Below are 26078 nucleotides of genomic sequence, written 5' to 3' on the forward strand. Positions count from 1 at the left end.
TCTAACTTGCCTCATCAAACGATGAAATTTTATCTTCCCAGGTACCACCATTTGGATGTCGAATCTCATGAAGATAAGGTATGCCATGATTATGACGGTCATAGAAACTCGGGCCATATCCAGTTGCAGCATTAGCATTATAGGAATGCTCATAGAACATTACATACTTGTACCGTGTATTGCTATATCCAATACGATAAGAGGAAATCTTGTCATTGAGTGTATTTCCAATCCACGGTGTCCTAAACCGAAATACACCACTAGACCCACCTTGCCCAAATGCGCGATGATCCCAAACGCATACCCTATCGTTTGCACAACCAGGATCTCGCACAGCAGCTTCTGCATGGCTAACAGGAACCAATAGACATGACCCAATGGCAAAACTCGCAAGTAGAGCAGTAATCTTCGAAGGCTTCATTGCCTTCTCCTTTCTGTGAGGGGAGGATTTTTGCCCACCGGAGGGGAAATCAACAAGAGTTGATATGAATCACATTAGGATTTCCAGGCCCCTCACGTCAAGAACTTTTTTCCTACCTCTTACCCAACAGGCCAAGGCTTTCCACAGCCTGGCGTTCTTCTGTCAACTCAGCCACGGAGCGGTCAATGCGTTCACGGGCAAAAGCGTCATGTTTCAGGCCCTGGACAATCTCATAGTCCCCGCTGGAGCAGACCACCGGGAAGGACGAAATCAGCCCCTCGGGCACCCCGTAGGAGCCGTCGGAGGGCACCGCCATGGAGGTGCTCCGCTCCCCCGTTCCCAGCACCCAGTCACGCACGTGGGCCAGGGCGGCGTGGGCAGCGGAGGCGACGGAAGACCCACCGCGCACCGCGATAATTTCAGCTCCGCGCTGGGCGACGGTGGGGATGAAGGCTTCTTCGATCCAGGCCTGGCCCAGATTCTTTTCTGCAAGAGCATCTAGGACTGGGCGGCCACCGACGGTGGCGTGAAAGATGTCGGGGTACTGGCTGGCTGAGTGGTTGCCCCAGATGGTAATGCCGTCAATCTCGGGTACGGACGCCCCGGTTGCGGCAGCCAGCTGAGCAACCGCGCGGTGGTGGTCAAGGCGGGTCAGAGCGGTGAAGCGTTCTAAGGGGACGTCCGGTGCGTGAGAGGCCGCAATCAGGGCGTTGGTGTTAGCCGGGTTGCCCACGACTGCCACTTTGACATCATCAGCGGCATGGTCATTGATGGCTTTCCCCTGAACCGAGAAAATACCGCCGTTAGCTTCGAGCAGGTCGGCTCGTTCCATACCCTTAGTGCGGGGGCGAGAGCCGATGAGCAGGGCAATGTTGCTGCCTTCAAAGCCGACGGTGGGGTCATCGGTAATGTCAACCGATTCAAGCAGGGGGAAGGCGCAGTCTGCTAGTTCCATGGCGGTGCCTTCAGCGGCTTTGAGTCCGGCGGGTATTTCGAGTAGACGCAGGCGGACGGGGGTATCAGCCCCCAGCATCTCCCCCGCCGCGATGCGGAAGAGGCTGGCGTAACCAATCTGGCCGGCTGCGCCGGTCACGGTGACAGTAACAGGGTGCTTCTTTGCATGTGTCATGGGCAACATTTTACCCAGTTGCTAGGTCGCACAGACTCCGGCACGCCGCACCTGCATATCGCAGCCCAGTTGATTGTTGTTAGGCATCAATTGCTGTGTGGTCCAGCTTGGTCGCACCGCGAATAATGAAATCCTTACGCGGGGCAACCTCTGAGCCCATCAGCAGGGTAAAGGCCCGCTCGGCAGCCTCTGCGTCCTCCACCCGAACCCGGCGCAGCATCCGGTGGCGAGGATCCATCGTTGTTTCCGCCAGCTGGTCGGCGTCCATCTCACCCAGACCCTTATAGCGCTGGATTGGCTCCTTATAGCTCTTGCCCTCAGCTTCCAACCTATCTAAGAGCTCGTGCAGCTCCTTCTCAGAATAGGTATAGACCATCTCATTAGCCTTACCCCGGTTGACCACCTCAACCCGGTGCAGGGGCGGCACGGCAGCGTAAACGTGGCCTGCCTCAACCAGCGGCCGCATGTAGCGGTAGAAGAGGGTCAGCAGCAGGGTACGGATGTGGGCGCCGTCCACGTCCGCGTCCGTCATCATGATGATCTTGTTATAGCGCTTCTGCTCCAGGTCAAAGGTGCGGCCAGAGCCAGCCCCAATGACCTGAATAATGGCGGCGCACTCGGCGTTAGCCAGCATGTCGGTCAGGGAGGCCTTCTGAACGTTCAGGATCTTGCCGCGAATGGGCAAGAGAGCCTGGTAGGTCGAAGAACGAGCTAGGCGCGCTGTGCCCAGCGCCGAGTCACCCTCGACAATAAAGAGCTCAGACTTCTCAACATCGGTAGACCGGCAGTCCACCAGCTTGGTGGGCATGGATGAGGTTTCCAGGGCGTTCTTACGGCGCTGGGTTTCCTTGTGAACTCGCGCTGAGATACGCGACTTCATCTCGGCAACAACCTTCTCAGAAACAGCCGCCGCTTGGGTCTTCTCTCCCCGGGCCGTGGAGGTCAGCTTGGCAGCTAGCTGCTTGGCAACCACCTTAGAAACGATCTGCCGCACCGCCGGGGTACCCAGAATCTCCTTGGTCTGTCCCTCAAACTGGGGCTCAGCCAGGCGCACGGTGAGCACAGCGGTCAGCCCCGCCAGTACGTCGTCCTTTTCAATCTTGTCGGTGCCTGCCTTGAACTTACGCGCATTATCGGCGATGTGCTTGCGGAAGGTCTTGAGCAGGCCCTGCTCAAAGCCGGTCTGGTGGGTGCCGCCCTTGGGGGTGGCGATGATGTTGACGAAGGTGCGCAGCTTGGTTTCGTAGCCGGTACCCCAGCGCAGGGCAACATCAACCTCACACTCGCGTTCCACTTCGGTCAACTGTGAGTGCCCCTCAGCATCGAGCACGGGGACGGTCTCGGTGAAGGTATCGGTGCCGGTGAAACGCCAGATGTCGGTCACGGCCTGGTCGTGGGCAAGGTAGTCCACGAACTCAGAGATACCACCATCGTGCTGGAAGACCTCTTCGTGGGTCTCGAACTCGCCGGGTGTGCCGGGCAGGCGACGCTCATCGCGCACGGCAATCCGCAGACCGGGAATGAGGAAGGCGGTCTGGCGCGCACGAGCCGCCAGGTTCTCGTAGCTGAACCGGGCGTCCGGAGTGAAAATCATGGGATCGGCCCAGTAGCGCACGCGGGTGCCGGTAACCCCGCGCTTGGCCTTGCCCACCACCTGCAGGGCGTCGGATGAGGCTGTGAAGGGGGCATCGGGCTTGGGAGTGCGGGAGTCCTCGAAGATGCCGGGCACTCCGTGGCGGAAGCTCATCTGGTAGGTCTTACCGCCGCGGTCCACCTGTACGTCCAGGCGGGAAGAGAGCGCGTTGACGACCGAGGCACCCACACCGTGCAGACCGCCCGAGGCGTTGTAGGAGCCGCCGCCGAACTTACCGCCGGCGTGCAGCTTGGTGTAGACCACCTCAACGCCGGAGAGGCCGGTGCGGGGTTCAATGTCGGTGGGCACGCCGCGGCCGTCGTCCTGCACCTCAACCGAGCCGTCCTTGTAGAGAATGACCTGGATGGACTGACCGAACCCTGCCAGGGCTTCGTCGACCGAGTTGTCGATGATTTCCCAGAGGCAGTGCATAAGGCCGCGCGAGTCGGTGGAGCCAATATACATGCCGGGGCGTTTGCGCACGGCTTCGAGGCCTTCGAGCACCGATAGGTTGCGGGCGGTGTAGTTGTTTGCTGCCACGAAACTCTCCTGCAGGTATGGACGGGGTGCCTATCTAGTGTAGTACACGTGTTCGGTTTGGCGGGTCTTTGGCGGCGCGGACGCCCGCGGCCGGCGGGCGGGGAGGGCGGGTTTAGCGCTGTGGGCGAAAGGAAGTGCGGGGCAGCCCGGTCGGTGGTTGTATGGAGGGTGAGGAAGAAAGCTTTTGAAAGGAGCCTATCGTGAGTGCAACTCTTGAGACCCGCCGCGAACTGACCGCTGCTGACCGTTGCGATGCCTGCGGCGCCCAGGCCTATGTGCGTGTGGTGATGGAGTCAGGTCTCGACCTGCTCTTCTGCGGCCACCATGCTCGTGCCAAGGAAGAGGCCCTGCGCGCTGTAGCGGCCGAGTGGGACGACCAGACTGACCGCCTGAGCTAACGCCTGCTCCGCCACGCCCCACAGGGGTAGGTACCATTTAAATCAGAAAAACCCACGAACTAGGTGGGTTTTTCTGATTTAAGTGGTCTTTTCTTTTTCATGATGGGCTCAAAGAAGCCTTGCATATCGATTTTCAATATGAAACGATAGAGCCATATTGATAATCAATATGACTTACCGCACTAAAGGACCCTATGGCATCAGAAGAAGAACACAGCATCACCTGCCACTTAGATAAGCTCCTGGAAGAGCGCAACATGAGCCTGGTGGACCTCTCATATCAGGTTGGAATCTCTGTTGCGAATCTTTCCATACTGAAAAATAACCGCGCCCGCGCCGTCCGGTTTACTACCCTCACTGCCCTCTGCCGGGTACTCGACTGCACCCCTGGTGACATCTTTACCTACAAGGACGAAGGAAAAGACTCATGAAAGCTCTATCAAAATATTTTGGTCTTACAACCGACAACAGCAAGCCTCAGCCTGCTGAATACCAGTTCTCAGTTGCGACGGCCTATACAGCTTTTGCCGTAGTTCTTATTCTTTATGTTGCCTTTGTGCAGTGGCCCGAGCATGGAATTCCCAGCTCTCTTCACCGCTACAACCCTGAGCTAGAGGGTGGTACCTACTGGGTCAGCTCGGAGGGGCTGAGCACAGGCACCCAGATTCTGGCTTGGTCGGCTTTTGCTTGGAAGTTCCTCATGTACCTTTGTGTAGCTGTACTTCTTCATCAGGTCGCTAAGTCTTTTTACCGCAAGGCAGATTTCACGCTCAGGGCGCTGAACCGCCTTCGGGTCGCCCCCATTGTATTGCTGGTCGGAATGCTTGGGTACTCCCTACTCACCGATTTGACCGCCCGCGGAATAGAAAAATCTGCTGGGCTTAGCAAACTTGAGTGGGAACCAACTTTTATGTCCGATCAGGGTCTAATAACAGTTCTCTTTATTGCCACCCTGTTCTTTATTGAGGGAGCCCTACGACGAGGAATAACTCTGCAAGAAGACTCAGACGGAACCATCTAGAAGGCTTATTCATAAGGATTAGGTGAAGCAGGCTCACAGCGAAGCTGCTGGCTCGGGGCTGGCGTGAATCGCTTGTGAGCGCTAGCGAACCAGCGAGAGGGTCGGCAGCGAGCGTGAGCCTGCGTAACCTCTTCTGAATAAGCCTCAGAGATTCTGCTACTTTCGCAGCGTATTGCCTAGGCCCCGTACCGGCTAAACACCGCCACCGCTTCCACGTGGTGGGTGTTGGGGTACATGTCGAAGGCTTCAACGCGTACAAGTCGCCAGCCCGCTGCGCGCAGGTAGCCGGTATCGCGCCCCAGGGCTGCCGGGTCACAGGCCACATAGACCAGGGTGGAGGGGTTCAGGTCAGATACCTGCTCCATCACGGTACGGCCTGCGCCCTCACGGGACGGGTCGCAAATCACCACGTCCGGGGCGGCGTAGCGCCCCTCGGCCACCTCACCGCTGATCTTCTCAAGCACCCGGGCGACGTCCCCGCGTTCTACGCGCACACGCGTCCGCTCAGACCTATGAGTACGTGACGGGCCTTCGTCGCCAAAGTTCTCGGACGCGTTGCCGCTGGTCACCGGGGATCCCTCAACGGACAGCACCGTGCCCCTGTCCCCCACCGCGTCAGCAGCCAGGGCGGTGAAGAAGCCAGCACCTGCGTAGAGGTCGTAGACCGTCATCCCCTTTTTCAGGCGGGCAGCCTCAAGCACGGCGTTACCCAGCACCTCGGGGGCAGCCCGGTGAATCTGCCAGAAGCCGGTAGCGGCAACGTTCCAGTAGAAGTCCTGGGCATAGACTGTGGCGGTTTCCAGCAGGGTGGGGTTGGCAGCACCGGCGATGACGTCAGCGGGCTTGGTGCCGCGGCGGCGTCCGCCCTTTTTCTCGGGGGTGAAGACCAGGGTAATCATACGCTCTTCCAGCGAACCCCACAGGGCCCGGGCCTGCTCTTCGATGCCTTCGGCGACCTCGGCGGGCGTAGTCCGCGATGACACGGTAAAGACCACCGCCAGCATATCGGTGGCGGCTACAGCCACATCAACTCGGGTGATACCGGCCAGCTTGAGGCGGTGCAGTTCGAGGGCCTCGATGCGCTCATCGGCCAGAGGGAAGCCGGTGACGGGCACGGGGGTTGAGCTAGAGTGCGGGAACATGGCGATCTGCTGGCTTTCGCGCTCCACCGCAAAATGCACGCGGGTGCGCCAGTGCAGCCCCCGGTCATCGCTGGGCAGGGCGTGAACGGGCAGGGAAGCCAGCAGGGGGTGATGTTCAGGCACCCCGCCCAGGCGCACCAGCTGTTCCTTCACGATCTGCTGCTTGTAGGCCCGCTGGGTCGCTAGGTCCAGGTGGCCGTATTCCATGCCGCCGAGGGGGTGAGCGGACGCGAGCGAGTCCGCCGGTGCCCAGGGGTGGAGGCGGCGCTCCGGTGCGGGAGTCTCTACGGAGACGACGTCTGCGAAGAAGAAGCGGCCTTTGGGTCCGCGGCCGGTGATGCGGGCTGTGGCGGTTTCTCCCACGACTCCGTGGCGGACGAAGATGACGCGGTCGTCCGCTCTAGCGACAAGGGCGCCGCCGTGGGCCGGACGCTCGGGGGTAACTTCTAGGAGGTCGCCGATAGCGGGTTCGGGTGTGGTGGGGGTGGTAGACATGTGTTTCTCGCTTTGAGGGTGGCTCGGTGGGTTTGTATTTTATCGTTCGATTTGCCAGGGCACGGAGGCCACGACAACGCCCGGTTCGTGGCGCAGGCGGGCTTTGAGTTTGTGCACGGTGCGGCGGTGGAAGATGCCCTGCCACCAGTGGGAGACCACGTATTCGGGCAGGTAGACCACGAGTACGTCGCGGGGGGATTTTTGGCGCATCTGTTGCACGTATTCGAGCACGCTGGCGGCGGGGTTGCGGTAGGGCGAGTCCAGTACGGTCAGGTCGACGGGCAGTTCGAGGGTTTCCCAGGTGTCGATGTTTTCGCGGGTGCGGGCTTCGTCCACGTTCACCACGAGAGCTTCGATGGATGAGGGGCGGGAGGCCCGTGCGTAAGCGAGGGCCCGGAGCACGGGTTTACGTACCCGCTCAACGTAGATGAGGGCGTGGACGCGGGAGGGCAGCGCCCGGTCTGCGGCCAGTTGTTCGGGGTCGGCTGAGAGGGCTAGCTGCCGGTCGATATTGCTGTAGTGTTTGTTGGTTTTGATCATGAGCCAGGTCAGAAGAAGAATGAGCAGCACGGTGACCCAGGCACCGTGGGTGAACTTGGTAAGAATGATGACCACGAGCACGGTAACCGAGGCACCGGTACCGATGGCGCTGATGCCGATGTCGCGCCAGAGGGTGCGGCGCTTTTTGGTATCGAGGGTGATGCGCTGGGCCCGCCAGCGGTTGCGGAGCACCGCGTACTGGGTGAGGGTCATGGCGGTAAAGACACCCACAATGTACATCTGCACCAGGGCGTGCACGTTGGGGCCGACGATAGCGACCAGCAGCATAGAGCTGGACCCCAGGGCCAGCACGCCGTTGGCGTAGAGCGCGGTGGAGCTGCGCGCTGAGAGGTGCACCGGTAGGTACTGTTTCGCGGCGATGGTGGTCGCTAGCATGGGGAAGCCGGTGAAGGCCGTCATGGCCGCCACGATGAGCACTCCGATGGTGGCTGCGCCCAGCAGGACGCTGGCCAGGGGGAGGCCGAAGATAGCATCGGTGATTTGGAGCAGAGCGGGTACCTGGTGAAAGTCTTCGCCCGCGGGCTGCCCGTTAATCAGTAGCCCCTGAGCCGGGTCAAGGACGCTGACCACCCCGGTTTGTCGGGCCAGGTAGAGCACCCCCAGCAGGGACAGGGCAGACAGGCCACCAATCACCATCAGGCTGGTGGCCGCATTGCGCTGACGCGGCGGCGCAAAGGCCTTCACGGCGTTACTGATGGTGTTTACCCCGGTCAGCGCCACAGAACCGGAGGCAAAAGCCCTCACCAACAGCAGGCCAACACCGAGCTGGGTGGTCAGCACCTCGGCAGCACCGTCGGGTACCACCACCGTGTACTCAGCCGATACCGCGCGCCCAAGCTGCCCGGTGGCGTCCGCAATGAGACCGCAGGCCACGGTTACCGCAAGCAGCACCAAAAAGACGTAGGAGGGAAGGTGCGACACCCGCAGCATCACCTTGAGGCCGCGTAGGCAGATAAAGGTCACCAGAGCAATGAGGAAACAGGCAATCAGCCGCTGATGCCCCAGCAGTACCGGGGTAATCGATTCAAGGTACTGGGCAGCAGAAGACAGCGACACCGCAACCGTGAGCATAAAGTCAACCATCAGGGCAGCGCCCAGCACGATAGCGGCGGTTATCCCCAGGTTCTGGTGCACCAGGGCGAAGTCGCCGTGCTCCCCCACATGCTGGATGTTATAACGGTAGGCACCCACCACAACCAGCAGAATCAGGGCAATGCCCAGCCCCACCAGGGGCGAGTAGGCTAGGGCACCGTGGCCGGCTAGGAGCAGGGTCAGCAAAATTTCGTCGGGGGCATAGGCAACCGACGAGAACCCGTCCGCCCCGAAGAGGGGTAGGGCACGGCGTTTGGGCAGGTTGCCCTTCTTGGCGTGCCTGCTGGTGACGGGGGCACCAAAAATCAGGCGGGTGGCCGCGCTCCTAATATTTCTCACAGGCTCTAACCGTAGTCGGTAGAGCGGGGAAAACACAGCTATACACACCACATTTTGCTCGTGGGCAAGGACGCCCCCGCGCGGCTATGGCGCGCCGGTTGGGTGGTGGGGCCGCCGGGCGTAGACTAGATGCAACCCTGCTGTGCGGGGTTTATGTTTGTTTCCGTCGTGGTTTCGTGAGGTGCTAAGTGCCCCATTTTGTGATTATGGGTGCTGGTCGTGTGGGCGTTATGCTGGCCCATACCCTAGAAGATGCGGGTCATTCGGTTGCTGTGATCGATCAGGATGACCGGTCTTTCCGCAGGTTGCGCAAGGATTTTGCGGGTAAGAAGGTGACCGGTGTGGGCTTTGATCGCGAGACCCTCAAGCGGGCCGGTATTGAGCACGCCTACGCTTTTGCTGCGGTGTCTTCTGGCGATAACTCCAATATTATTGCCTCCCGTGTGGCCCGTGAGACCTTTGGGGTGCAGCACGTGGTGGCCCGTATCTACGACCCCAACCGGGCTGAGTTCTACCAGCGTCTGGGTATTCCTACGGTGGCTGCGGTGCGCTGGTCGACTGACCAGGTGCTGCGCCGCATTTTGCCGGAGCAGGCTATGGCCGGTGATTTCCGTGAGGCTTCGGGCCGCCTGATGCTCGGTGAGCTACAGTTGCACGAGGACTGGGCAGGGCACGCCCTGACGGAGATTGAGCACGCTGCCGGTGTGCGCGTGGCCTACCTGACCCGGTTTGGGGAGGGCATGCTCCCCACCAAGGAAACCTCCTACCAGCAGGGCGATACGGTGCACGCCATGATGCGCACCGAAGACATCAACGACATTGCCAGGGTGCTGGGTGCTCCCCCAGCACGCAACGCTGAGGGGGATCTGGAATGGAAGTAATCATTATCGGCGCTGGTTCGGTGGGCTCATCAAGCGCCCGCGAGCTGCTTTCTCACGGCCACACGGTCACCATTATCGACATCAAGCCCGAGGCGATTTCCCGCAGCGACATTCAGCACGCCCACTGGGTAATTGGGGACGCCTGCGAGCTGTCCGTCCTGCGTCAGGCCAAGCCCGAGAACGCGGACGTCATCGTGGCAGCCTCGGGCGACGATAAAACCAACCTGGTGGTATCGCTGCTGGCCCGCAGTGAGTTCGGGGTGCCCCGCACCGTGGCCCGCGTGAACAACCCCAAAAACGAGTGGCTCTTCGACGACTCCTGGGGTGTGGACGTTGCGGTTTCTACCCCCCGCCTCATGACCGCCCTGGTGGAAGAGGCCGTTGAGGTGGGCGATGTGGTGCGCCTGCTGACCCTCAAGACCGGCAGCGCCACCCTGGTCGAGTACACCGTGCCTACCGACCACCCGATTATTGGTCACACCGTCGATAACGTGCAGTGGCCCTACGAGACCACCCTCACCGCCATCCTGCGCGACGGGGTGCCAATCACCCCCAGTGGTGACGACGTGATTGAGGGCGGCGACGAGCTCTTCTTCATCACCACCCCCACCGGTGAGGACGACATCCGCGCCCTCTTCAGCTAGCCCTCTTCCTGCTTATCAGCAAAAGGACGCCGGCCCCACCTTCTTCGCCGAAGGTGGGGCCGGCGTCCTTGTGCCTGCTACTAGAGGGCCGGAACAATCTCGTAGCGTGGGTTGTACATGAGGGGCTTCTCGCGGGTGCTCAGCATGCCCGAGACCCGAAGATAGCCGCCTGCCTCTATTCCCGGCACCTGACGCTGGCCCTGCCAAATCAGGGTCAGCACCGTACCGGGGTTCAGGGGCGGGAACTCCGGGTAGAGCACCCGGGGAGCCGCCCGGTTGACGCTAAACCGGGTGGTGAAGCCGGTCTCCTCATCCAGCACAGAAATCTGGCCGGTTGAGGTGTCTTCGGTGGTGCTCACATCGGTGGTGTCATCAAGATCTTCACCGGTCTCTGCAATGGGCATACCCGTCATGGGGTGGGTCTTGGCCGGGGGCAGAGGCTTAGACTTATCGACCAGCAGGGTCACCTCGAACCGGGGGTTAGCCCCCACATGCGACATATGCACGCGGGTTACCCGCCCGGCGGCCCTGGCACGAAAACGCTCGGGGTACTCTTCCAGGCGGGTCACCGGCCCGGCAACCCGCTGCTGGGTAAAAGGAGACTCAGTCTCAGGCATGGGCGCTAGCCAATTTCAGTGATTTCGGGGCCGCGGCGGGGCACCTCAACAGTGGGCTTCTTCTCAGCCTGGGCAGCCGCTGCGGCAGCGGCCTGGGCGGCGGCGTCCTGAATGTTCTGGGGTACGCGCATGGGCAAAAGATCGCGCGGGGGCATGGGGTCAGAACCACGGTTGACCACGATGGTGCGGAAGACCTCTTCAAGGGCAGTAGCGCTCTCACCGGATAGCACGGCCTTGCCCGAGAAGACACCGCGGACGAACCAGCGGGGCCCGTCCACACCCACAAAGCGGGCAATACGGAAGCCCTTGCGTCCGTCGGGGAGTTCAGCGGGTACGCGGGAGATCAGCTGACGCCCGAAGGGGCCGTCATTGATATCAACCTGGCCACCCTGGCGGCGCACGCTCTCAGACAGTTCCTTACGGATCTCATCCCAGATACCGCGGCTCTTAGGAGCCGCAAAAGCCTGCACCTGCAGGGTGCCCTCGCCCAGCTGCAGGGTCACCGCGATAACCTGCTGGGTCTTCTGGTCAGCCTCAAGGCGCAGGTTCAGCCCGGGGTTGCTCTTGACCAGCAGGCCGCCCAGGTCGATGTAGCTAGAGCCGGTGCGCTGCTCGGTAATGTCAAAGGGGCCGTTATCACGGGTAAATTCCACGAAGGACGCCGCAGGCTCCTCCTGCGCGACAGGCTGCTGGGTGCCGCCCTGAGCAGCCTCAGCAGGTGCCTCTTCAGCGGCGATTTCCTTCTCGTCGCTCTCTACAGCTGCCGCTAGCTTGGCCTGCTCAGCCTCAGCTGCGGCGTCCGCGCCCTTCTTTTTCTTACCAAAACCAAACATGATGCCTCCTTGGGCCCTCGCCTATCTACTGCTCTTACTGTACGCCAGTTGAACCGAACCCGTCAGTCCCACGCTCAGTTTCACTCAGGCTCTCCACTACATTGAAAGTAGCCGCCTCAAACTTCTGAATCACCAGCTGGGCAATGCGGTCACCGCGCTGAATCTCAAAAGCCTGCTCCCGGTCGGTATTGAGCAGGCAGACCATAAGCTCACCCCGATACCCGGAATCAACGGTGCCCGGTGCGTTCACAATCGTAACGCCGTGCTTAGCAGCCAGACCCGAACGGGGGTGCACCAGACCCACATACCCCTCAGGCAGGGCAATCGCCACGCCGGTCGGCACCAGGGCCCGCTCACCCGGTTGCAGGGTGAGGTCCACGCGAGAGCGCAAATCAGCACCGGCGTCCCCGGGCTGGGCGTAGGCGGGGGGCTCAATTCCCTCATCGAGCATCTTGATATCAATCTTAAGCTGGTTCATCACCCTCTTTACTGTACCGGCTTAAGCGCTCCGGTGCCGCCCACATCGGGCGCCAAAACCCCTTAGACTAGAACCTGTGCACCGGGTTTGCCCCGGCTCATACTTCACAACTTGTCCCTCGTCGAAGGAAGCTATGCCTGCTACCGCCCCCACCGTGCTGTACCGTGAACGACTGGCCCCCGGAATCGGCCTGTGGATAGGCTGCCTGGGCGTTGGTCTAGCCTCCTTCCTAGTAGGCGCACCGATTGATATCACCGCTGGCATCGTTGCCGGTATCGTGATGTTCCTGCTGGTCGGCGGAATACTCTACGGCAGCTCCCCCACCATCGAAATTACCGAAACTACCGTGCGCTTTGGCCGGGCCCGTATCGAACGTGACTATGTTGGTCGAGCCTACGCCTTCCGAGGTGAAGATGCCCGCCTCGCTACCGGCCCGGCCCTCGATGGCCGCGCCTACATGTGTTTCCGCGGGTGGATTACCTCGGTCATTCGTGTTCAGATTACTGACCCGGCTGACCCCACCCCCTACTGGATTGCGTCCTCCCGCCACCCAGAAAAAATTGCTGCCATCCTGAATGAGGGGCTACCCGAAGAAGACTAAGACGTCCAAAGGCTGCTAAGCACCTGGCAGGCATCATCTCTATGCGATACGAGGGCGGGCCCGCGTTGTATAACGCGGGCCCGCCCTCTTACTTTTGAAGTTTCTTAGTCTTTAGCTCTCGCACTCGATGCAGAACTTGAGGTCGCCCTCTTCGCGGGCAATCTGGGAGCGATGACGCACCAGGAAGCAGGAAGCACAGGTGAACTCGTCGTCCTGTGCAGGGAGCACCACAACGTTCAGCTCTTCATTGGAGAGGTCAGCACCGGGCAGCTCAAAACTTTCGGCCGCTGCGTTTTCGTCCTCATCCACTGCACCTGACTGCATTTCTGAGGGGCGTGAACGCAGCTCCTCAAAGGACTGGTCCTTGCTCTCTTCGTCCTGCTTGCGAGGTGCATCGTAATCGGTTGCCATGGTTTTCTCCGTATTAAGTGTGCGAAGGGTAGATACCCCCTCTGTCTGGTCTGGGGTACCTGCACCTCGGTCTTGGTGTCGACCAACTCTGCGCTCGTCAGGGTCTACGACTGTGTTGAGGTGACGGGTAGAATTGTTCACCATTGCCCCCGATAATGCAAGTGCAAACTTCATGTTCTCTCTCAGCGAGTCACAAAGGCCTGACCGGGGGCACCTCGGGGCAAGAAAAATATTTCAAGCTCTTGCTGAACTTGAGCAAAAAACCCTTGAAAAACCGGGTTTTTTCAAAACTTCGCCCCTGCCCCAGCTACTTTAGCTTTCAAGCACAGCTTGAGCCGGTAGTCTTTCAAGTAAGTGTAAAGATTGAAGTGAGCACCCCTCTCTGTTGAGGTGGTGCCCGGCCCCATCTAAGGAGACCGAGCAGTGCGAGAACTGCGACTTGCTGGCATTCACGACGACGGTGAAAACCTTGTCCTCGAATCATCTGACGGCGCAACCTACCTCTTGCCCATCGACCAGAACCTACGGCAGAGCATTGCCCGCGCCCGCCGTATTAGCCCCCTGCGCGGCGGCAGCGCTAGCGGAGCCTTTGGCCCCCGCGATATCCAGACCCGCTTCCGCCAGGGTGCAACGGTTGAAGAGATTGCCGCAGAGTCAGGGTGGGAGCCGGAGCGCGTGCGCCGCTACGAGTGGCCCATCGTCGCTGAACGCGCCAACATCATCCAGACAGCCCGTACCGTGGTCATCTCCCCTGCCCCCGGCAAGGGTGGAACTGCTCAGAGCCTCAATCAGCACATCGAAGCTGTATCTGAACGCTTCGACTTCTCCCAAGCCCCGATGGAGTGGAGCACCTGGCAGCAGGAATCAGGCCAGTGGACCGTGTCTGTTGATGTAGAGCTAAGCGAGGACGCCCAGGCTAACCTGCCGCGCGGCGTCATGTTCCCCGCCCGGTGGAACTTCAACCCTGCCAACCAGAGCATCTACGCTTCAAACGAAGCCGCCTACTTCCTCATGGGCCGCGACCACTCCCACGATGCCCCCATTCCGGGCCCGGCCAAGCAGGCAGCGGCACCCCAGGATGAGGCTGCAAGCGACGTTCCCGAGCAGGCTGCTCCCGCCACCGTTGGTGTTCAGGTTGCCGAGCCCCGCATCGCCCGCGTGAGCATCCCCGAGCAGAAGGAACAGAACGAGCTGCTCGATGAGCTGACCGCCCGCCGCGGCGTCCGCTCCTTTGACCCCGCCAGCGAGCGCAAGCTAGCTGACCTGCTCGAACGTGCCCGCCGTAGCTCCCGCCCCGCCCCCGCGTCCGAGGTGCAGGCCGAATCTGCCCCTGAAACCGAAGAACCTGCTGCGCCGGTAGCCGAAGAAGCAGCCCAGCAGCAGACTGCCGCTAGCGAAAATACAGCCAGTGAAAATACCGCTAGTGAAAATACCGTAGAGCAGCAGGTGCCTGAGGAGGCTACCGAGAATAGCGCCGAGTCTCCGGCAGCTCTTGAGGAAGCTCCCCTGCCCGCCGAGACTTCAAGTGCTCAGGGCGCCCAGCCTGATGAGCAGGTCCAGGGCACCGATGGCTCGCCCGTCGCTGTGGAGTCTAAGAGTGAAGACGACACTCAGGAGGCTGAGGCCCCCCTCGCCGAGACTGCAGAAGATGCCCCTGAGGCGCAGGCCGAGCAGGCAGAGGAGCCTAAGACCCAGCAGCCCAAGTCGAGCCGGGCCAAGCGCACGAGCGTACCGAGCTGGGATGACATCATCTTCGGCAACCAGCGCCGATAGAGCCACCGTTATCCGGTGTAGGTTATGGCCCCGCGTCCGCCTGTCTAGGTAGAACGCGGGGCCTTACCGTCTGACGAGAAACGGAAGGGGGTTGCCCCGCACCGCCAGCATTTTCGTTAGAGGCACCACAGTACCGGCAAGCTTTCAGCGCGTACACTAGATACAGTAATCTCTCTTATTTTCACCGCACCAGCCCATGTCGCGCCCCTTTCGCAGACGGGTAAAGGGCTTATAAATACTTGATAAGGAAACCGTGACCACGCCCCGTTCCCACCAGTCACCAGATTCTAAAGACCAGAAGCCCACCGCCGCCGACGACGCCACAGAAGCTTTCCCTTCCCCCGCTGCCGAGGGCGCTACCGATGATGCAACCGAAGCTATGCCGCTAGCTAACGGTTACGAGTACGTGACTGAAGATAGCGGGAGCACCCGTACTGTTGTAGATACGGACGACGACTCTCTGGCCTTTGGCCTCATGCGCAACGGCGACGTCGTTGAGAAACTCACCCGGGAAGAGCGACGGGCAGACAGGGCTGCCGAAAAGGCCGCAGCTAAAGAAGCTGAACGGGCAGAAGAGGCCCGCAGGCAGGTGGCTCTTGCCGCAGCGGCGGCCGCAGCAGCTGAACGTGATTAGCTGAACCCCCGTCATGCGGAAGATGAGCAGGAAGAACGCAAGATCGGGTCAAAGGTCTTTTTTATCGGTTCCGCGGTACTCACGGCAGCCGCTATCGCCCTAGTCGCCGCTTTCTTACTACCCCTCAACGACGAAAGCTCTCAACAAACCACGGTAGAGGCGACCCCGACACCCACGGTAGCAGAGACCAGCTCAGCGGCTGCAGAAAGTTCAACGGCGGCACCCGTTCCTAGTTTTAACACCAAGGCACCGACTGTCACGGAACAAGACGGCGGTACCGAAGAGCCGGTCTCCCCCGGCAGTGTTCTTTACGCGCCGACCGAAGAAGCTCCTATAGTTGAGCAGGCCGCTGAGCCTACAGCAGCTGAGACAGTCATTGAAGCTACCGAACCGGCTCCCGTAGAAGAGACGCCGGTAGCAGAAGAAACCCTGGTTCTGGAGCCGACTGAGGTGGCTACTGATCCGGGCGAAGTTGTAGCTCCTGATGACGCTGCACCTGCCGAAGAACCGGACCGTTCCGTTGAAACTGCCGCTACCGATACTGCTAGCGCAGCGAGCCTATCTAGCGCTCCGGCTGCGGACGGCAGTAGCGTAGACCCCACCCTAGCGGCAACTACCGGCCCCTAGCCGCGCGCGGCGGGGCGGGCGTCCGCACCGGTTCTAGCCGGTGGGTAGCATCAACAGGGGCACCTGTGTTTCCTCAAGTGTGAGCGATCCGTGCTGACCCACCATCTGCAGGGCGTGGGGCTTGTAGTGCCGCATGTCGTAGAGGGCGATAGGTTCGCGGGCAGCCACGATAATATCGCCGATACGGCGGCGGGCCTCGTCGGTTATCGGCTGACCAAAATAACCGGCATCGAACAGGTCTTCTGAGTCAAAGACCCAGGCCTGTTCTCCCCAAGCTTCAGCCCACCGGCCCAGGGCGTCTTGGCGGGCAGAAGCGCTGGCGTCCTTTAGGTAGAGCTGCACCATGCGGGGTTCGCCCGCGGTCAGCTCAATGTTATCCAGCAGAGCCGTATCGCCCGAGTAGTCGATGCGGTTCTCAGGGGCGATATCGACCATGCCGTGGTCTGCCGTCACCAGCAGTAGCACGTGCGGGGGCAGCCTGCGGGCCAGCGATTTCAGCGCGAGGTTGAGCTCTTCAAGCTGCTCTAGCCACTGGTCGGACCGGGTACCAAACTTATGCCCGGCCTGATCGATTTCCCCCCAGTAGAGGTAGACCAGGGACGGCTTACGGGAATTTAGCAGGCTAGCGGCCAGGGTGGTGCGGGCAGCATACCCGGCTGCGTGCACGAAGCGTCCGCCCCGCAGGCCAGCCTCACTCAGGCCGGTGCCCGCATACTTGCTCAGCGATACTGTCGCTACATCCAGGTGGTTCTGGTAGCGCTCAAAGACCGTGGGGTGGGGCTGCCACTGGTGGGGGTCGACGGCCTTGTCCCAGCCCGAGAGCTGGTTCATGACGGCCCCGGTAGCCGGATTTTTCACCTCGTACCCCGCCATGCCGTGATAGCCCGGCGGGGTCGCTGTTCCCAGGCTGCTGAGTGAAGCCACCGTGGTTGAGGGGACGGCCGAGTGAATCGGGCCAAGCTGGGTGGCCTTCTTCAAGAAGGGGGCGTAGGAGCCATAGACACTCAGCAAGCTCTGCCCCAGACCATCGACCATGACCAGGCAAACGCTACGGTAGCGGGTAGGGTCAACCCCGGCGGCGCGCAGGCGGTCTGCCAGGCCGAGCAGGTCGTGACGCCCTGCCCCGTGCAAGGGGTGCGGGTCGGGGGTGATAGACCCCTGGGCGACCAGGGTGCCACAGGATTCGAAGAGGTCAGCTAGGTTGTTGCCGCCATAGCCGGGTTCGGTGGGTAGGGCGTTACCGCAGTAATCGGTCAGAATGCTCATCTTAGGCTCCTGCCTGCGCGGAGCCGCCTGCTGGGGCGGCTACCTGGTTCATTGCTGCCATGTGGGCAGAGCGCAGTGCGCGGGCGAAGCTCCTAGCCTGGGCGGTAGCCTCTTCTCCGTCGGCCGGGGCGCTCACGCGCAGGAGCATGTCTTCCCGCGGGCCCATGCCGGTGTAGCCGTGGTCGGCGTCGCAGGCGGGGTCGGGGCAGTCTGCCGGTTGCACGTCAAGGCGCTGGGAGCCCGTCCAGGCAATCAGCATCGAGACTTCTGAGACGGGGCTACCGGCCTGGTAGTGCTGGGGCTGCGGGTAGGTGTAGCTGATGGTCAGGGTTCGAATACGGCTCACGTGCAGGGTCTCAACCGACACGTGGGCAAGAACCTGCTGTCCGCTTTCGTCGAGGTTCTGATCATCCAGGTGGGCGACCAGGAGCATCTGACCGGCCAGCACCAGCACCGTAATGTGGCGGTGCACCTCGTTCTGGTCAAAGTGGGTCTCTACCTGAACCAGGTGTGAGGTAGGCACCAGCCCCACCAGGGCTTCATCGACCGTATCGAGGACGAGCTCGGGGTAAAAGCCTGCCTGCTGAATATCCCTGGTGAGGGCTTCGGCTGCGCTGAGGTTCATCGTCGCGTCTCTTTCTAGGGTGAATCTGGCCAGTAGGTCTACCCTCCATCTTAGGTCATGACGAGGTCACGCTTAGCTGCTCATGGTTCGGCGGGCAGAATCGGTGCGCTGCTGGGGGTTGCCCAGGCGTATCTTGGCGCCCACCACCGTGAGGGTCTCTTGTGAGAGCAGGACGGGGTTGAGCTCAAGGTAGGCAATCTCGGGGTGGTTGTCCTTCATCAGGGCTACCCGGGCGCAGAGGTCTTCGAGCAGGTCAACCCGCACCTGGGGCAGGTCGCCGTCGGCAAAGAGCTTGGCTGCTGCCTTAGGCGAGCGCACCATCTTGTAGACATCTCGTTCGGTCAGCGGTGGGATGCGGTGGGCCCAGTCTTCCAACAGACTGGTGGCATCCCCAGCCATGCCGAAGGAGACCACGGGGCCAATCAGGGGGTCTTCGATGCCGGTGAGTACCGCTGTTTGGCCGGCCGGGGCCTGTTTCTGCACGGTGAGGTCGAACCTGCCGTAGGGTTCAAGCACGCGGTGCATCTGGGCTATTTCGCTGATGAGTTCGGCGTCGCTTTCAATGCCCAGGCGCACACCGCCCAGATCTATGCGGTGGCGCAGGAAGTCGTCTGTGGTTTTCAAAACGACCGGGTAGCCGCCTGCCCGGGCAGCGGCCTCAACCGCTTCTTCTGCGGTGTCAAAACCGTACTCGGGCAGCAGGCTAATGCCGTAGTGGGCAAGGAGTTCTTCGGTGGCAGAAGCTGGTACATCGAGCAGGTTCTCACCGCTCACCTGGGTCAGGTGCTGGGCGATGTCCGCGGCCGCAGCCTTGGGGCTGACGTTCTCGGGAGTAGCCAGAACCCCGGTTTCTTTCTCGCGCCACTCCACATAGTCCATGACGCTTGCCAAAGCCAGGATAGAAGCCCCCGGTGACTCAAAGCAGGGCAGCCCTTCTTGCAGGAGGGGGGCGCTCTCCCCCGCTGTGTCCCCCTCTGCCGGGGCGGGCGTCCGCTCATCCGGGTCTTCCCAGATTCCGCGAAGGGCGGCATCAAAGCTGAGCGTGCCGGGGAAGGCAGCAACCACGGGTTTTCCGGTACGCTTGCCTGCACGGTAAAGGACGCGGGCAACGTCCTTGGGGTCGATAGAGTCGCCGGTAAGGAAGACGCCAATGGCCGCATCAATATCTGATGCTTCGAGGGCGCTGGTTGCCACGTCTTCAAGCACCTCTAGCCCGTCGATACCGTCATCGGTGAGCCTCAGCATAGACTCGGTCACCCGCACATCGATGTTCAGGGCCTCGGACTTGTCGGCGATAATCTGCCCCAGGGCTGAGGCGTTGGAGAGGATAGCCACGCGCCGCCCAGCGGGAAGGGGCTGGGAGACCAGCACCTGGGCAACGTCGAGCACCTGGTCGAAGGTTTCGGCGCTGATAACTCCGGCCTGCTTGAACATGGCGTCCAGGGCTTCGGTGGGGGCGATGGAGGTTCGCCCCGAATGCCCGGGAGGGAGCTGCTGGCCGGTCACAGCGTTCTTGGCCACGAGCACGGGCTTGACGCGGGAAAGCCTGCGGGCGATACGGGAGAACTTTCGGGGGTTGCCGATAGATTCAAGGTAGAGGGCGCAGACGCGGGTTGCTTCGTCGTCTTCCCAGTACTGCATGATGTCGTTACCCGACACATCGGCGCGGTTGCCCGCTGAAACCAGGGACGATACACCGATATTGCGCTTGACGGCGGTGTTAGAGAACATGGCGCCAATAGCTGAGGACTGGCTAAAAAGACCCAGGGCGCCGGGCTTGGGGTCCTGGGCGCTGATAGTGGCATCAAGGCGGACGCCAGGGTTATTGTTCAGCAGCCCGAAGGAGGCAGGGCCGATGACGCGCATACCGTGGCTACGGGCTGATTTCACCAGGGCTTTTTGGCGGGCGCGGCCGCGGGCCCCGTCGTCCGCGTAGCCGGAGGTGTAGATGAGGACGCCGCGGACGCCCGCCTCGCCGCAGGCTTCTACGGCTGCGGCTACCTCGGCGATGGGGACGGCGATAATAGCTAAATCTACACGGGCCGGTACTTCACCGATGCTGGGGTAAATGGGCACCTCACCGGCAGGTAGCTGATCCTCGTTGACGCCGTAGAGGGTGCCGGTGAATCCACCTGCCACCAGGGTTTTAATGACCTTGTGGCCGTTGGCTTCCCAGCGGGGTGCTGTACCGATCACGGCAACGGTGTCGGGGGCAAGGAGCTCGGCGATAGATTTGGCTTCGGCGCGGTGTTCGCGGGCTTCCATCACGCCGCGGGAGCGGTCGGTGGGGTCGATGTTGAAGTAGACCATGACCAGGCCGTCTTCGAATTCGCGGGAAATCTCGTAGCCCGCGTCGGTAAAGACGTTGAGCATTTTGCGGTTCTGGGGCAGGACTTCGGCGCTGAACCTGTCGATACCGCGTTCGTTAGCAGCTGCTGCGAGGTGTTCTAGCAGGATTGACCCGATGCCGCGCCCCTGGTGGGCATCAGAGATCATGAAGGCCACTTCGGCTTCGGTGGGGTTGTGGGTGCGGTCGTAGCGGCCGATGCCGATCATTTCATCACCCAGCATGATGACGAAGGCGACCCGGTTATTGTGATCCACCGTGGTGAACCGGGTCAGTTCCTTGTCGCTCAGGGTAGGTTTGTGGGTGAAGAAACGCAGGTAGATAGTACGCTCTGACTGGCCCGCGTACATTTTTTCGAGGGCTGCCCGGTCGGTGGGGACGACGGGGCGCAGGTTGGCGGTGGCTCCGTCGCGCAGGACGACGTCCGCCTCCCAGTGGGCCGGGTAGATGAAGGGGATTTCGTCGGTTGTGGGGTGGGCTGGGTCAGCCGGGGTGAAACGTGGGGCGTGGCCGTCCTGCTCGTAGCGGCCTGCGGGTGCTTCTGATTCAGTCACGGGGTGCTCCTGGGCATGCTGGGGGCGCTTTCCCCCATCATAACGCGATTGAGGTGGAGCTCACAGCCCCATGGTTGCGATGGGCCCTCTCGATGATTAGTGGAAGAATAAGAGTCGCTGCAGGCTCCCACTCATTTTTAGTAGCTGGTGTTGCTCTCGATACAGCGGGTGATAGCCTCTTCGTCCCCGGCGTGGGTGATTTCGCAGTTTGCGGTTTCGGCCCCGTTCAGGAACCAGCTCGCCATGAAGTAGAAGAAGACCGCCACCGGGATGCAGAGAATGCCCAGGGCAATGCCGCCCCAGGCCATACCGGCTGTCTGCCCATGAAAGCGGGTGCGCGGGTTACGCTTGCGAGCGTGTAAGGCTTTGATACCCAGCACGATAGCTGCCACCGCAGGAATGAGAGCTAGCAGGGCAAAAACGCCCGCCATGAGCACTACAAGCCAGCTCGCCACGCCCACCGATAGAGCCATGACAGCCTGGTAGTAGCCACGGCCTCGCTTATCCCGCACCATTTCTCCGTAGGGGCGGCGGTGGGTGCCTGGTACCCGGTACTGGGCAGGCTCCCCCGGGGTTTCGTAGTCCAGAACAGGAGGCAGAAGGACGCCTGTGCCCGCGGGTACTTGCGGCTGGGGGTAAGCGGGGGGCTGGGTGCTCACGGCGTCCTCTTTCTTCCTAAAACCATTGGCCCGCTACTGGGCCTTATCTTATGGTCAGCTTACCAGCACCGTCACCTCGTAATCTAGGCAACAGCCCCGCTTCTACTCACCGCATAGAGGCGAAGAAACGGGGCTGGAACTTGCTGCTACTCAGAGAACTAGGCGGTAACAGCTACCTTTTTCGGAGCAATTTTGAGCAGGGCGGCACCAATAAAACCAAGTACAACTCCCAGTCCCATGACCAGGGCTGATACACCAAAGGAAACAACCGAGGTGAAGAGAGAAGCGCGCAAGAAAGAAGCGTCCATCACCAGGTTGCGGCAGGTCTGAAGTTCTTCTGCGAGCTGGTTGCTCGCTGCAACCCACACGGTGGCACCCCAGTCAGCATGACGATAGCGGCAAGAATCGCTACAAGCCCGGCAAGGCATGACATGGTAGCCCTCTCAAGAAATGCTTCAGACTGAATCACCTACACTAAGAGCACCTTTCAGGGCCATGTCGTGCCGCAGCCACATTAGTTCGATACAGGTATCAATATCACTCAGACTACGGCCGGTTATCTGCTCAAATTTTGCAACCTTATTACGCAAAGTATTCTCATGGACATAAAGAGCCTGGGCAGCATCACGATAACTACGACCATGCTCCAAAAACGCCCATACATATACCAGCAAAGATTCCCCAACGCCGCGACTATCATGCAGAGGCTCCACTAAAGATTGTCCTAGAAGATCCCCCAGCCAAGGGATACAAGCAACAGCCAGACGCCACCCTCGGCTGCGCACATCAAAACACCCCGCTATACCCGGCTCTAATGAGGCCAAGACAGTTCGAGCTTCCTCCAGCGACGCCGCCAGATTACCCATGTGAACAGGACGCCCAAGAGCAAAAACTCCACCGCGAAGCTCCTGCCAGCCACCCGCTCGGGAGGTGGCAGCGTCCACACTCTCCAGCACCGGAACCACACCCACCAGACCTCCCTCAACGTCATCAGCAAGAGCCGGCGCATGCAACGACGAAAAAGCTCCTTCAATCCCAGATACCCAATCACATGGCGCAAACCCGCGCCCCAAAACCACCTGATACTCTTGATCGCCAGGTAACCCCAAACCACTCGAGCGAACCTGCTGTTCCGCAGCGCTCAAAGACCCCTGGAAAAGACGAGTCAAGAAATCTCGCTTTTCAACCCCTCGTCGCTCAGATTCGGCAAGCTGCGCAGGCTCATAGTCACGAGCAACCTGAACCATAAACCACTCACCCACTTCCCAGATCACACCCATCGCCCGCAACCGCTCCTCAAGAGGCAAGCCAGAATCATCCGCCATTTGCGCCAACCTACTCTGGGTTGCAGATAGAGCCAAACGGTGCGCCCTCAAGACTGAAGCCAAAGAAACCCCCTGCAATTTTCGGCGCGGAGCAACCGCATAAAGGCTCCCCACCCCCTCACCCAACACCTCGTCAACAGAAGCAGAATTACCCAAGCAGGCTATAGCCGCATCAAAAACACCGGCTACGCTCTCAACTAGCTCCTCGCGGGGCACAGCACGATACTCAAGAAGCTCATCAACAACAGCACCAACCGCCCCCACCACCAGGGCGTCCTTTTCCACCGCTAAAGACTGCAGCAATACATCCAGCCTAATGTAAGGTATCTCACTCATATCACCATTGTAGGAAATTACACACAAGCACAACATGTAATGAAAAAACCTACATTGCCATGATGTAAATCACATTATTAGTGTTAGTGCAACGCCTACCGCACAGGGGGCGTCCGCACAAACAACACCAAGGGAACCAAAGATGACAGAAGCAATCTTCAAAGCAGAAAAGGTGATGCAGCCGGTACGTACCACAAAGCAAAAGCGCAAAGCCTTTATCGGGGCCGTCTCCGGGCACCTCATCGAATGGTACGACTACGGCGTCTACGGCTTCGTCGCCATCTACGTAGGCGCGGCCTTCTTCTCGGCCAACACACCGGCAGTAGCCCTGCTCGCCTCTTTTGCCACCTTCGCGCTTTCCTTCTTCATGCGCCCCCTCGGTGGCTTCGTCTTCGGCCCGCTCGGTGACCGCATCGGACGCAAAAACACCATGGCCCTGGTCATGTTCCTCATGTCGGGCTCCACCTTCATGATTGGCCTGCTCCCCACCTACGAAACCATCGGTTTTATAGCCCCAGCTCTGCTGATCCTGGCGCGCTGCCTTCAGGGGCTCTCTGCGGGCGGTGAAATCGGTACCGTCACTTCCTACGTCGCCGAATATGGAGGCCCCGAACGTCGCGGCCTAGCCACATCGCTACTCATGACTATCGCAGTCTCAGGCCTTATCTTGGGCTCCATCGTAGCCAACGGCCTTGCCTCAATCCTGGGCGATGCTGCCATGCAGGAATACGGCTGGCGTATTCCCTTCATCATTGCAGGCCCGCTCGGCCTCATCGCAGCTTTCATCCGCTCCCGCTTGGAAGACACCGCCCAGTTTGAGGCAATTTCAGAATCAGGCCATCAGGAGAAGCGCCCCATCCGCGCCACCTTCCAGTGGAAACTCAACATCACCCTGGTCGCAGGCTCCATCGCCCTGCTGGCAAGCATGTTCTACCTTATTTTGACCTACTCCTCCACCTACTTCGTCAAGGACCTAGGATTCTCAGCTAATACCCGTTTCTGGTTCATCACCATCGGCGGTCTAACGGCGGCCTCCCTCATGCCCCTGGGCGGCCTGATTACCGACGTTTTCGGCCGGCGCTGGTTCCTCATGGCAACCTCTGCGCTCACCATACCCGCGCTCTACTGGTACTTCACCACGGCCCCCGGCTCAACGCCGTCCGAAATCTTCCTGCCCTTTATGGTGATTTGCGTGCTCTTTGGCCTCTACTCTTCAACCCCCTACGCGGTGATGAGCGACCTGATTCCCACGTCCATTCGCGCCACCGGCATTTCCATGGGCTACAACATTCCCGTTGCAGTCTTCGGTGGCTCCGCGCCCTTCATAGCCACCTACCTGGTCAATGCAACCGGCGACATTACCTCGCCCATGTACTTCTTCATCGGGTGCGCGGTTCTCTCATTCCTTGCCGCGGCGTTTACCACCCAGAAAAACTATCAGCGGGTACGAGATGCCGATGCTGACCTCATGGAGAAGGTTGCTACTTCATCTATCCCCACGGTCGAGCCTAAGAAGTAACGCCCCTTCGTGAAGATACAGAAAAGGCCCTCCGCCCGGATTACCCGGGCGGAGGGCCTCAATACTGTGGAGATGCGGGGAATCGAACCCCGGTCCGATGTGGCGTCAACGGGTCTTCTCCGTGCGCAGTTTGTGAAAGCGGTGTTTTCGGCTACCTTGCTTGCGCAAACACTTACAAGGCCTAACCTAGCCGTATAAAAGTCCCACCCGGCCCTACGACAAGGACGGGCAGCAGTGGCCTTTTAAACTGATGGTAGGGGCTGAGCCAAAGGCAAGCTCAGGCTACCAGACTGCATCGCTGGGATTATTAGGCAGCGAGTGCGAAGTCAGTGCGCTTAGATTCTGCACTTATTTTTTTGCAGAGGGCGTTAACGAGATAACCCTGCGTCCTCGGCACGCTTCATCCATCTCAACTCACATCGTCGAAACCGATCATCCCCATATTCTTTTATCAAAGAACGCCAAGCTAAGCGTTTTCCAGTGCTCTTTCGAGTCGCAACTCATCGGTGAAAGATACCGGCCCAATTAGCTCGGATGTACCAGTCTACCAGCTGGCTCTCCATGCTGTAAAGAGCCAGCTGGCAGGTTGATTAGACGTTGCTGCTTGAATCTGTGACGTCAAGGCCCAGCTGCTGGTTAATGCACTGTTCCATGAGAACCTCGTCCTGAGAGTAGGCCATGCACTCACCGAAGGCCGAGAAAATCCAGCCGAAGAACACCAGCATTGCCAGGGAAATAAGAATGCCCAGGGAGCTAAATACGATGCCGGTGATAGCCAGCCCCTTGCCGCCGCCACCGGTCTTGGTCTTACGCAGGGCAACGATGCCCAGCACCAGGCCAACGATACCCAAAATACCGCCCAGAATGACCCAGCCGCTCAGGAAAGATAGGATACCTAGAATCAGCGACGTAATGGCTAGCCCCTTAGGTGCTGAGGCTACCTGCTGGCCGTAAGCGTCATACCCGTAGGACGGGTAGCTGGCAGGCTGCTGGCTGTAATCTGCTTGGCCGTAGGTAGGCTGTGAGTAGTTGGGCTGTGTGTAGTTAGGCTGTGAGGAAGCACTGTTAGCCTGCTGGCTATAGTCCCCGTTTCCCTGCTCTGTGGAACCTGAGCTGTACTGCCCGGGCACGTAATCGCCGTAGGGGTTTTCCTTGTTGTTTCCGGTGGTCATTTCTC

The 26078-nt window shown here is 60.3% G+C and carries 26 protein-coding genes and 1 other RNA gene; 10 read left to right on the forward strand and 17 right to left on the reverse strand.

What is annotated here, in order from left to right:
* Position 1 precedes the first annotated feature (1 nt).
* From L6762_RS02195 to L6762_RS02205, 3 genes are all read right to left on the reverse strand, one after another.
* The gene (locus L6762_RS02195) at positions 2 to 421 is read right to left on the reverse strand and encodes a hypothetical protein (protein WP_237185366.1); all 420 of its coding nucleotides are present in this window, start codon (positions 419 to 421) and stop codon (positions 2 to 4) included.
* A 112-nt stretch (positions 422 to 533) separates the two neighbouring features.
* Positions 534 to 1550, reverse strand: coding sequence for a malate dehydrogenase (locus L6762_RS02200; protein ID WP_237185367.1), 1017 nt, complete (start codon positions 1548 to 1550; stop codon positions 534 to 536).
* Between the two features lie 79 nt (positions 1551 to 1629).
* Complete coding sequence (locus L6762_RS02205; protein ID WP_237185368.1) at positions 1630 to 3723, reverse strand: DNA gyrase/topoisomerase IV subunit B; 2094 nt, start codon at positions 3721 to 3723, stop codon at positions 1630 to 1632.
* A gap of 200 nt (positions 3724 to 3923) precedes the next feature.
* Here L6762_RS02205 and L6762_RS02210 point away from each other — a divergent pair, with 200 nt between their 5' ends.
* The 3 genes from L6762_RS02210 to L6762_RS02220 all read left to right on the forward strand — a co-directional run bounded on the left by L6762_RS02210 (position 3924) and on the right by L6762_RS02220 (position 5142).
* Positions 3924 to 4121, forward strand: coding sequence for a DUF7455 domain-containing protein (locus L6762_RS02210; RefSeq protein WP_135011882.1), 198 nt, complete (start codon positions 3924 to 3926; stop codon positions 4119 to 4121).
* Positions 4122 to 4315: 194 nt separating this feature from the next.
* Complete coding sequence (locus tag L6762_RS02215) at positions 4316 to 4552, forward strand: helix-turn-helix domain-containing protein (protein ID WP_237185369.1); 237 nt, start codon at positions 4316 to 4318, stop codon at positions 4550 to 4552.
* Positions 4549 to 5142, forward strand: coding sequence for a hypothetical protein (locus L6762_RS02220; RefSeq protein ID WP_237185370.1), 594 nt, complete (start codon positions 4549 to 4551; stop codon positions 5140 to 5142). Before L6762_RS02215 ends, L6762_RS02220 begins: the two co-directional genes overlap by 4 nt.
* A gap of 176 nt (positions 5143 to 5318) precedes the next feature.
* Here L6762_RS02220 and L6762_RS02225 read toward each other — a convergent pair whose 3' ends face one another.
* Complete coding sequence (locus L6762_RS02225) at positions 5319 to 6779, reverse strand: class I SAM-dependent RNA methyltransferase (RefSeq protein WP_237185371.1); 1461 nt, start codon at positions 6777 to 6779, stop codon at positions 5319 to 5321.
* A gap of 39 nt (positions 6780 to 6818) precedes the next feature.
* On the reverse strand, positions 6819 to 8771 hold the full coding sequence (locus L6762_RS02230) for an APC family permease (protein ID WP_237185372.1): 1953 nt from the start codon (positions 8769 to 8771) through the stop codon (positions 6819 to 6821).
* Positions 8772 to 8959: 188 nt separating this feature from the next.
* Between L6762_RS02230 and L6762_RS02235 the strand changes: the two genes are divergently transcribed.
* On the forward strand, positions 8960 to 9652 hold the full coding sequence (locus L6762_RS02235; protein WP_237185373.1) for a potassium channel family protein: 693 nt from the start codon (positions 8960 to 8962) through the stop codon (positions 9650 to 9652).
* Positions 9643 to 10296, forward strand: coding sequence for a potassium channel family protein (locus L6762_RS02240; RefSeq protein WP_237185374.1), 654 nt, complete (start codon positions 9643 to 9645; stop codon positions 10294 to 10296). The genes L6762_RS02235 and L6762_RS02240 overlap by 10 nt, the downstream gene beginning before the upstream one ends.
* 80 nt (positions 10297 to 10376) lie before the next feature.
* Here L6762_RS02240 and L6762_RS02245 read toward each other — a convergent pair whose 3' ends face one another.
* The 3 genes from L6762_RS02245 to dut are packed head-to-tail and all read right to left on the reverse strand — an operon-like array spanning position 10377 to position 12224.
* On the reverse strand, positions 10377 to 10913 hold the full coding sequence (locus L6762_RS02245) for an asparaginase (protein WP_237185375.1): 537 nt from the start codon (positions 10911 to 10913) through the stop codon (positions 10377 to 10379).
* A gap of 5 nt (positions 10914 to 10918) precedes the next feature.
* Positions 10919 to 11746, reverse strand: coding sequence for a DUF3710 domain-containing protein (locus L6762_RS02250; protein WP_237185376.1), 828 nt, complete (start codon positions 11744 to 11746; stop codon positions 10919 to 10921).
* A gap of 34 nt (positions 11747 to 11780) precedes the next feature.
* The gene (dut, locus tag L6762_RS02255) at positions 11781 to 12224 is read right to left on the reverse strand and encodes a dUTP diphosphatase (RefSeq protein WP_237185377.1); all 444 of its coding nucleotides are present in this window, start codon (positions 12222 to 12224) and stop codon (positions 11781 to 11783) included.
* 133 nt (positions 12225 to 12357) lie between these two features.
* On the opposite strand from dut, the gene L6762_RS02260 reads away from it, so the two are divergent.
* The gene (locus L6762_RS02260) at positions 12358 to 12825 is read left to right on the forward strand and encodes a DUF3093 domain-containing protein (RefSeq protein ID WP_237185378.1); all 468 of its coding nucleotides are present in this window, start codon (positions 12358 to 12360) and stop codon (positions 12823 to 12825) included.
* Positions 12826 to 12936: 111 nt separating this feature from the next.
* Here the strand turns inward: L6762_RS02260 and L6762_RS02265 are convergent, their stop codons facing one another.
* On the reverse strand, positions 12937 to 13236 hold the full coding sequence (locus L6762_RS02265; RefSeq protein WP_083091691.1) for a DUF4193 domain-containing protein: 300 nt from the start codon (positions 13234 to 13236) through the stop codon (positions 12937 to 12939).
* 423 nt (positions 13237 to 13659) lie between these two features.
* Between L6762_RS02265 and sepH the strand changes: the two genes are divergently transcribed.
* The 3 genes from sepH (at position 13660) to L6762_RS02280 (ending at position 16270) form a co-directional block, all read left to right on the forward strand.
* On the forward strand, positions 13660 to 15009 hold the full coding sequence (gene sepH / locus L6762_RS02270; RefSeq protein ID WP_237185379.1) for a septation protein SepH: 1350 nt from the start codon (positions 13660 to 13662) through the stop codon (positions 15007 to 15009).
* 253 nt (positions 15010 to 15262) lie between these two features.
* The gene (locus tag L6762_RS02275; RefSeq protein WP_237185380.1) at positions 15263 to 15643 is read left to right on the forward strand and encodes a hypothetical protein; all 381 of its coding nucleotides are present in this window, start codon (positions 15263 to 15265) and stop codon (positions 15641 to 15643) included.
* Between the two features lie 450 nt (positions 15644 to 16093).
* Positions 16094 to 16270 carry a hypothetical protein gene (locus tag L6762_RS02280; protein ID WP_237185381.1) on the forward strand — a complete coding sequence of 59 codons (177 nt, stop codon included), beginning with the start codon at positions 16094 to 16096 and terminating at the stop codon, positions 16268 to 16270.
* A 33-nt stretch (positions 16271 to 16303) separates the two neighbouring features.
* Here the strand turns inward: L6762_RS02280 and L6762_RS02285 are convergent, their stop codons facing one another.
* From L6762_RS02285 to L6762_RS02310, 6 genes are all read right to left on the reverse strand, one after another.
* Positions 16304 to 17536 (reverse strand): alkaline phosphatase family protein, encoded by a 1233-nt coding sequence (locus tag L6762_RS02285; protein ID WP_237185382.1) that lies wholly within the window; start codon positions 17534 to 17536, stop codon positions 16304 to 16306.
* A 1-nt stretch (position 17537) separates the two neighbouring features.
* Positions 17538 to 18161 carry a DUF5998 family protein gene (locus L6762_RS02290; protein WP_237185383.1) on the reverse strand — a complete coding sequence of 208 codons (624 nt, stop codon included), beginning with the start codon at positions 18159 to 18161 and terminating at the stop codon, positions 17538 to 17540.
* 72 nt (positions 18162 to 18233) lie between these two features.
* On the reverse strand, positions 18234 to 20966 hold the full coding sequence (locus L6762_RS02295; protein ID WP_237185562.1) for a GNAT family N-acetyltransferase: 2733 nt from the start codon (positions 20964 to 20966) through the stop codon (positions 18234 to 18236).
* A gap of 233 nt (positions 20967 to 21199) precedes the next feature.
* Complete coding sequence (locus L6762_RS02300; protein ID WP_237185384.1) at positions 21200 to 21721, reverse strand: DUF4190 domain-containing protein; 522 nt, start codon at positions 21719 to 21721, stop codon at positions 21200 to 21202.
* A 158-nt stretch (positions 21722 to 21879) separates the two neighbouring features.
* A complete protein-coding gene (locus L6762_RS02305; RefSeq protein WP_336603579.1) occupies positions 21880 to 22089 on the reverse strand; it encodes a hypothetical protein in 210 nt (69 codons plus the stop codon).
* Between the two features lie 87 nt (positions 22090 to 22176).
* Positions 22177 to 23382 (reverse strand): PucR family transcriptional regulator, encoded by a 1206-nt coding sequence (locus L6762_RS02310; protein ID WP_237185385.1) that lies wholly within the window; start codon positions 23380 to 23382, stop codon positions 22177 to 22179.
* 142 nt (positions 23383 to 23524) lie between these two features.
* On the opposite strand from L6762_RS02310, the gene L6762_RS02315 reads away from it, so the two are divergent.
* Positions 23525 to 24901 (forward strand): MFS transporter, encoded by a 1377-nt coding sequence (locus tag L6762_RS02315; protein ID WP_237185386.1) that lies wholly within the window; start codon positions 23525 to 23527, stop codon positions 24899 to 24901.
* Positions 24902 to 24965: 64 nt separating this feature from the next.
* Here the strand turns inward: L6762_RS02315 and ssrA are convergent.
* Both ssrA and L6762_RS02325 read right to left on the reverse strand, forming a co-directional pair.
* Positions 24966 to 25341: a transfer-messenger RNA gene (ssrA, locus tag L6762_RS02320) on the reverse strand.
* A gap of 150 nt (positions 25342 to 25491) precedes the next feature.
* A complete protein-coding gene (locus L6762_RS02325) occupies positions 25492 to 26073 on the reverse strand; it encodes a DUF4190 domain-containing protein (RefSeq protein ID WP_237185387.1) in 582 nt (193 codons plus the stop codon).
* Positions 26074 to 26078: the final 5 nt, after the last annotated feature.

Origin of the sequence: Rothia nasimurium (assembly GCF_928381705.1) — a bacterium.
In the GTDB taxonomy this organism is placed as follows: domain Bacteria; phylum Actinomycetota; class Actinomycetes; order Actinomycetales; family Micrococcaceae; genus Rothia; species Rothia nasimurium_G.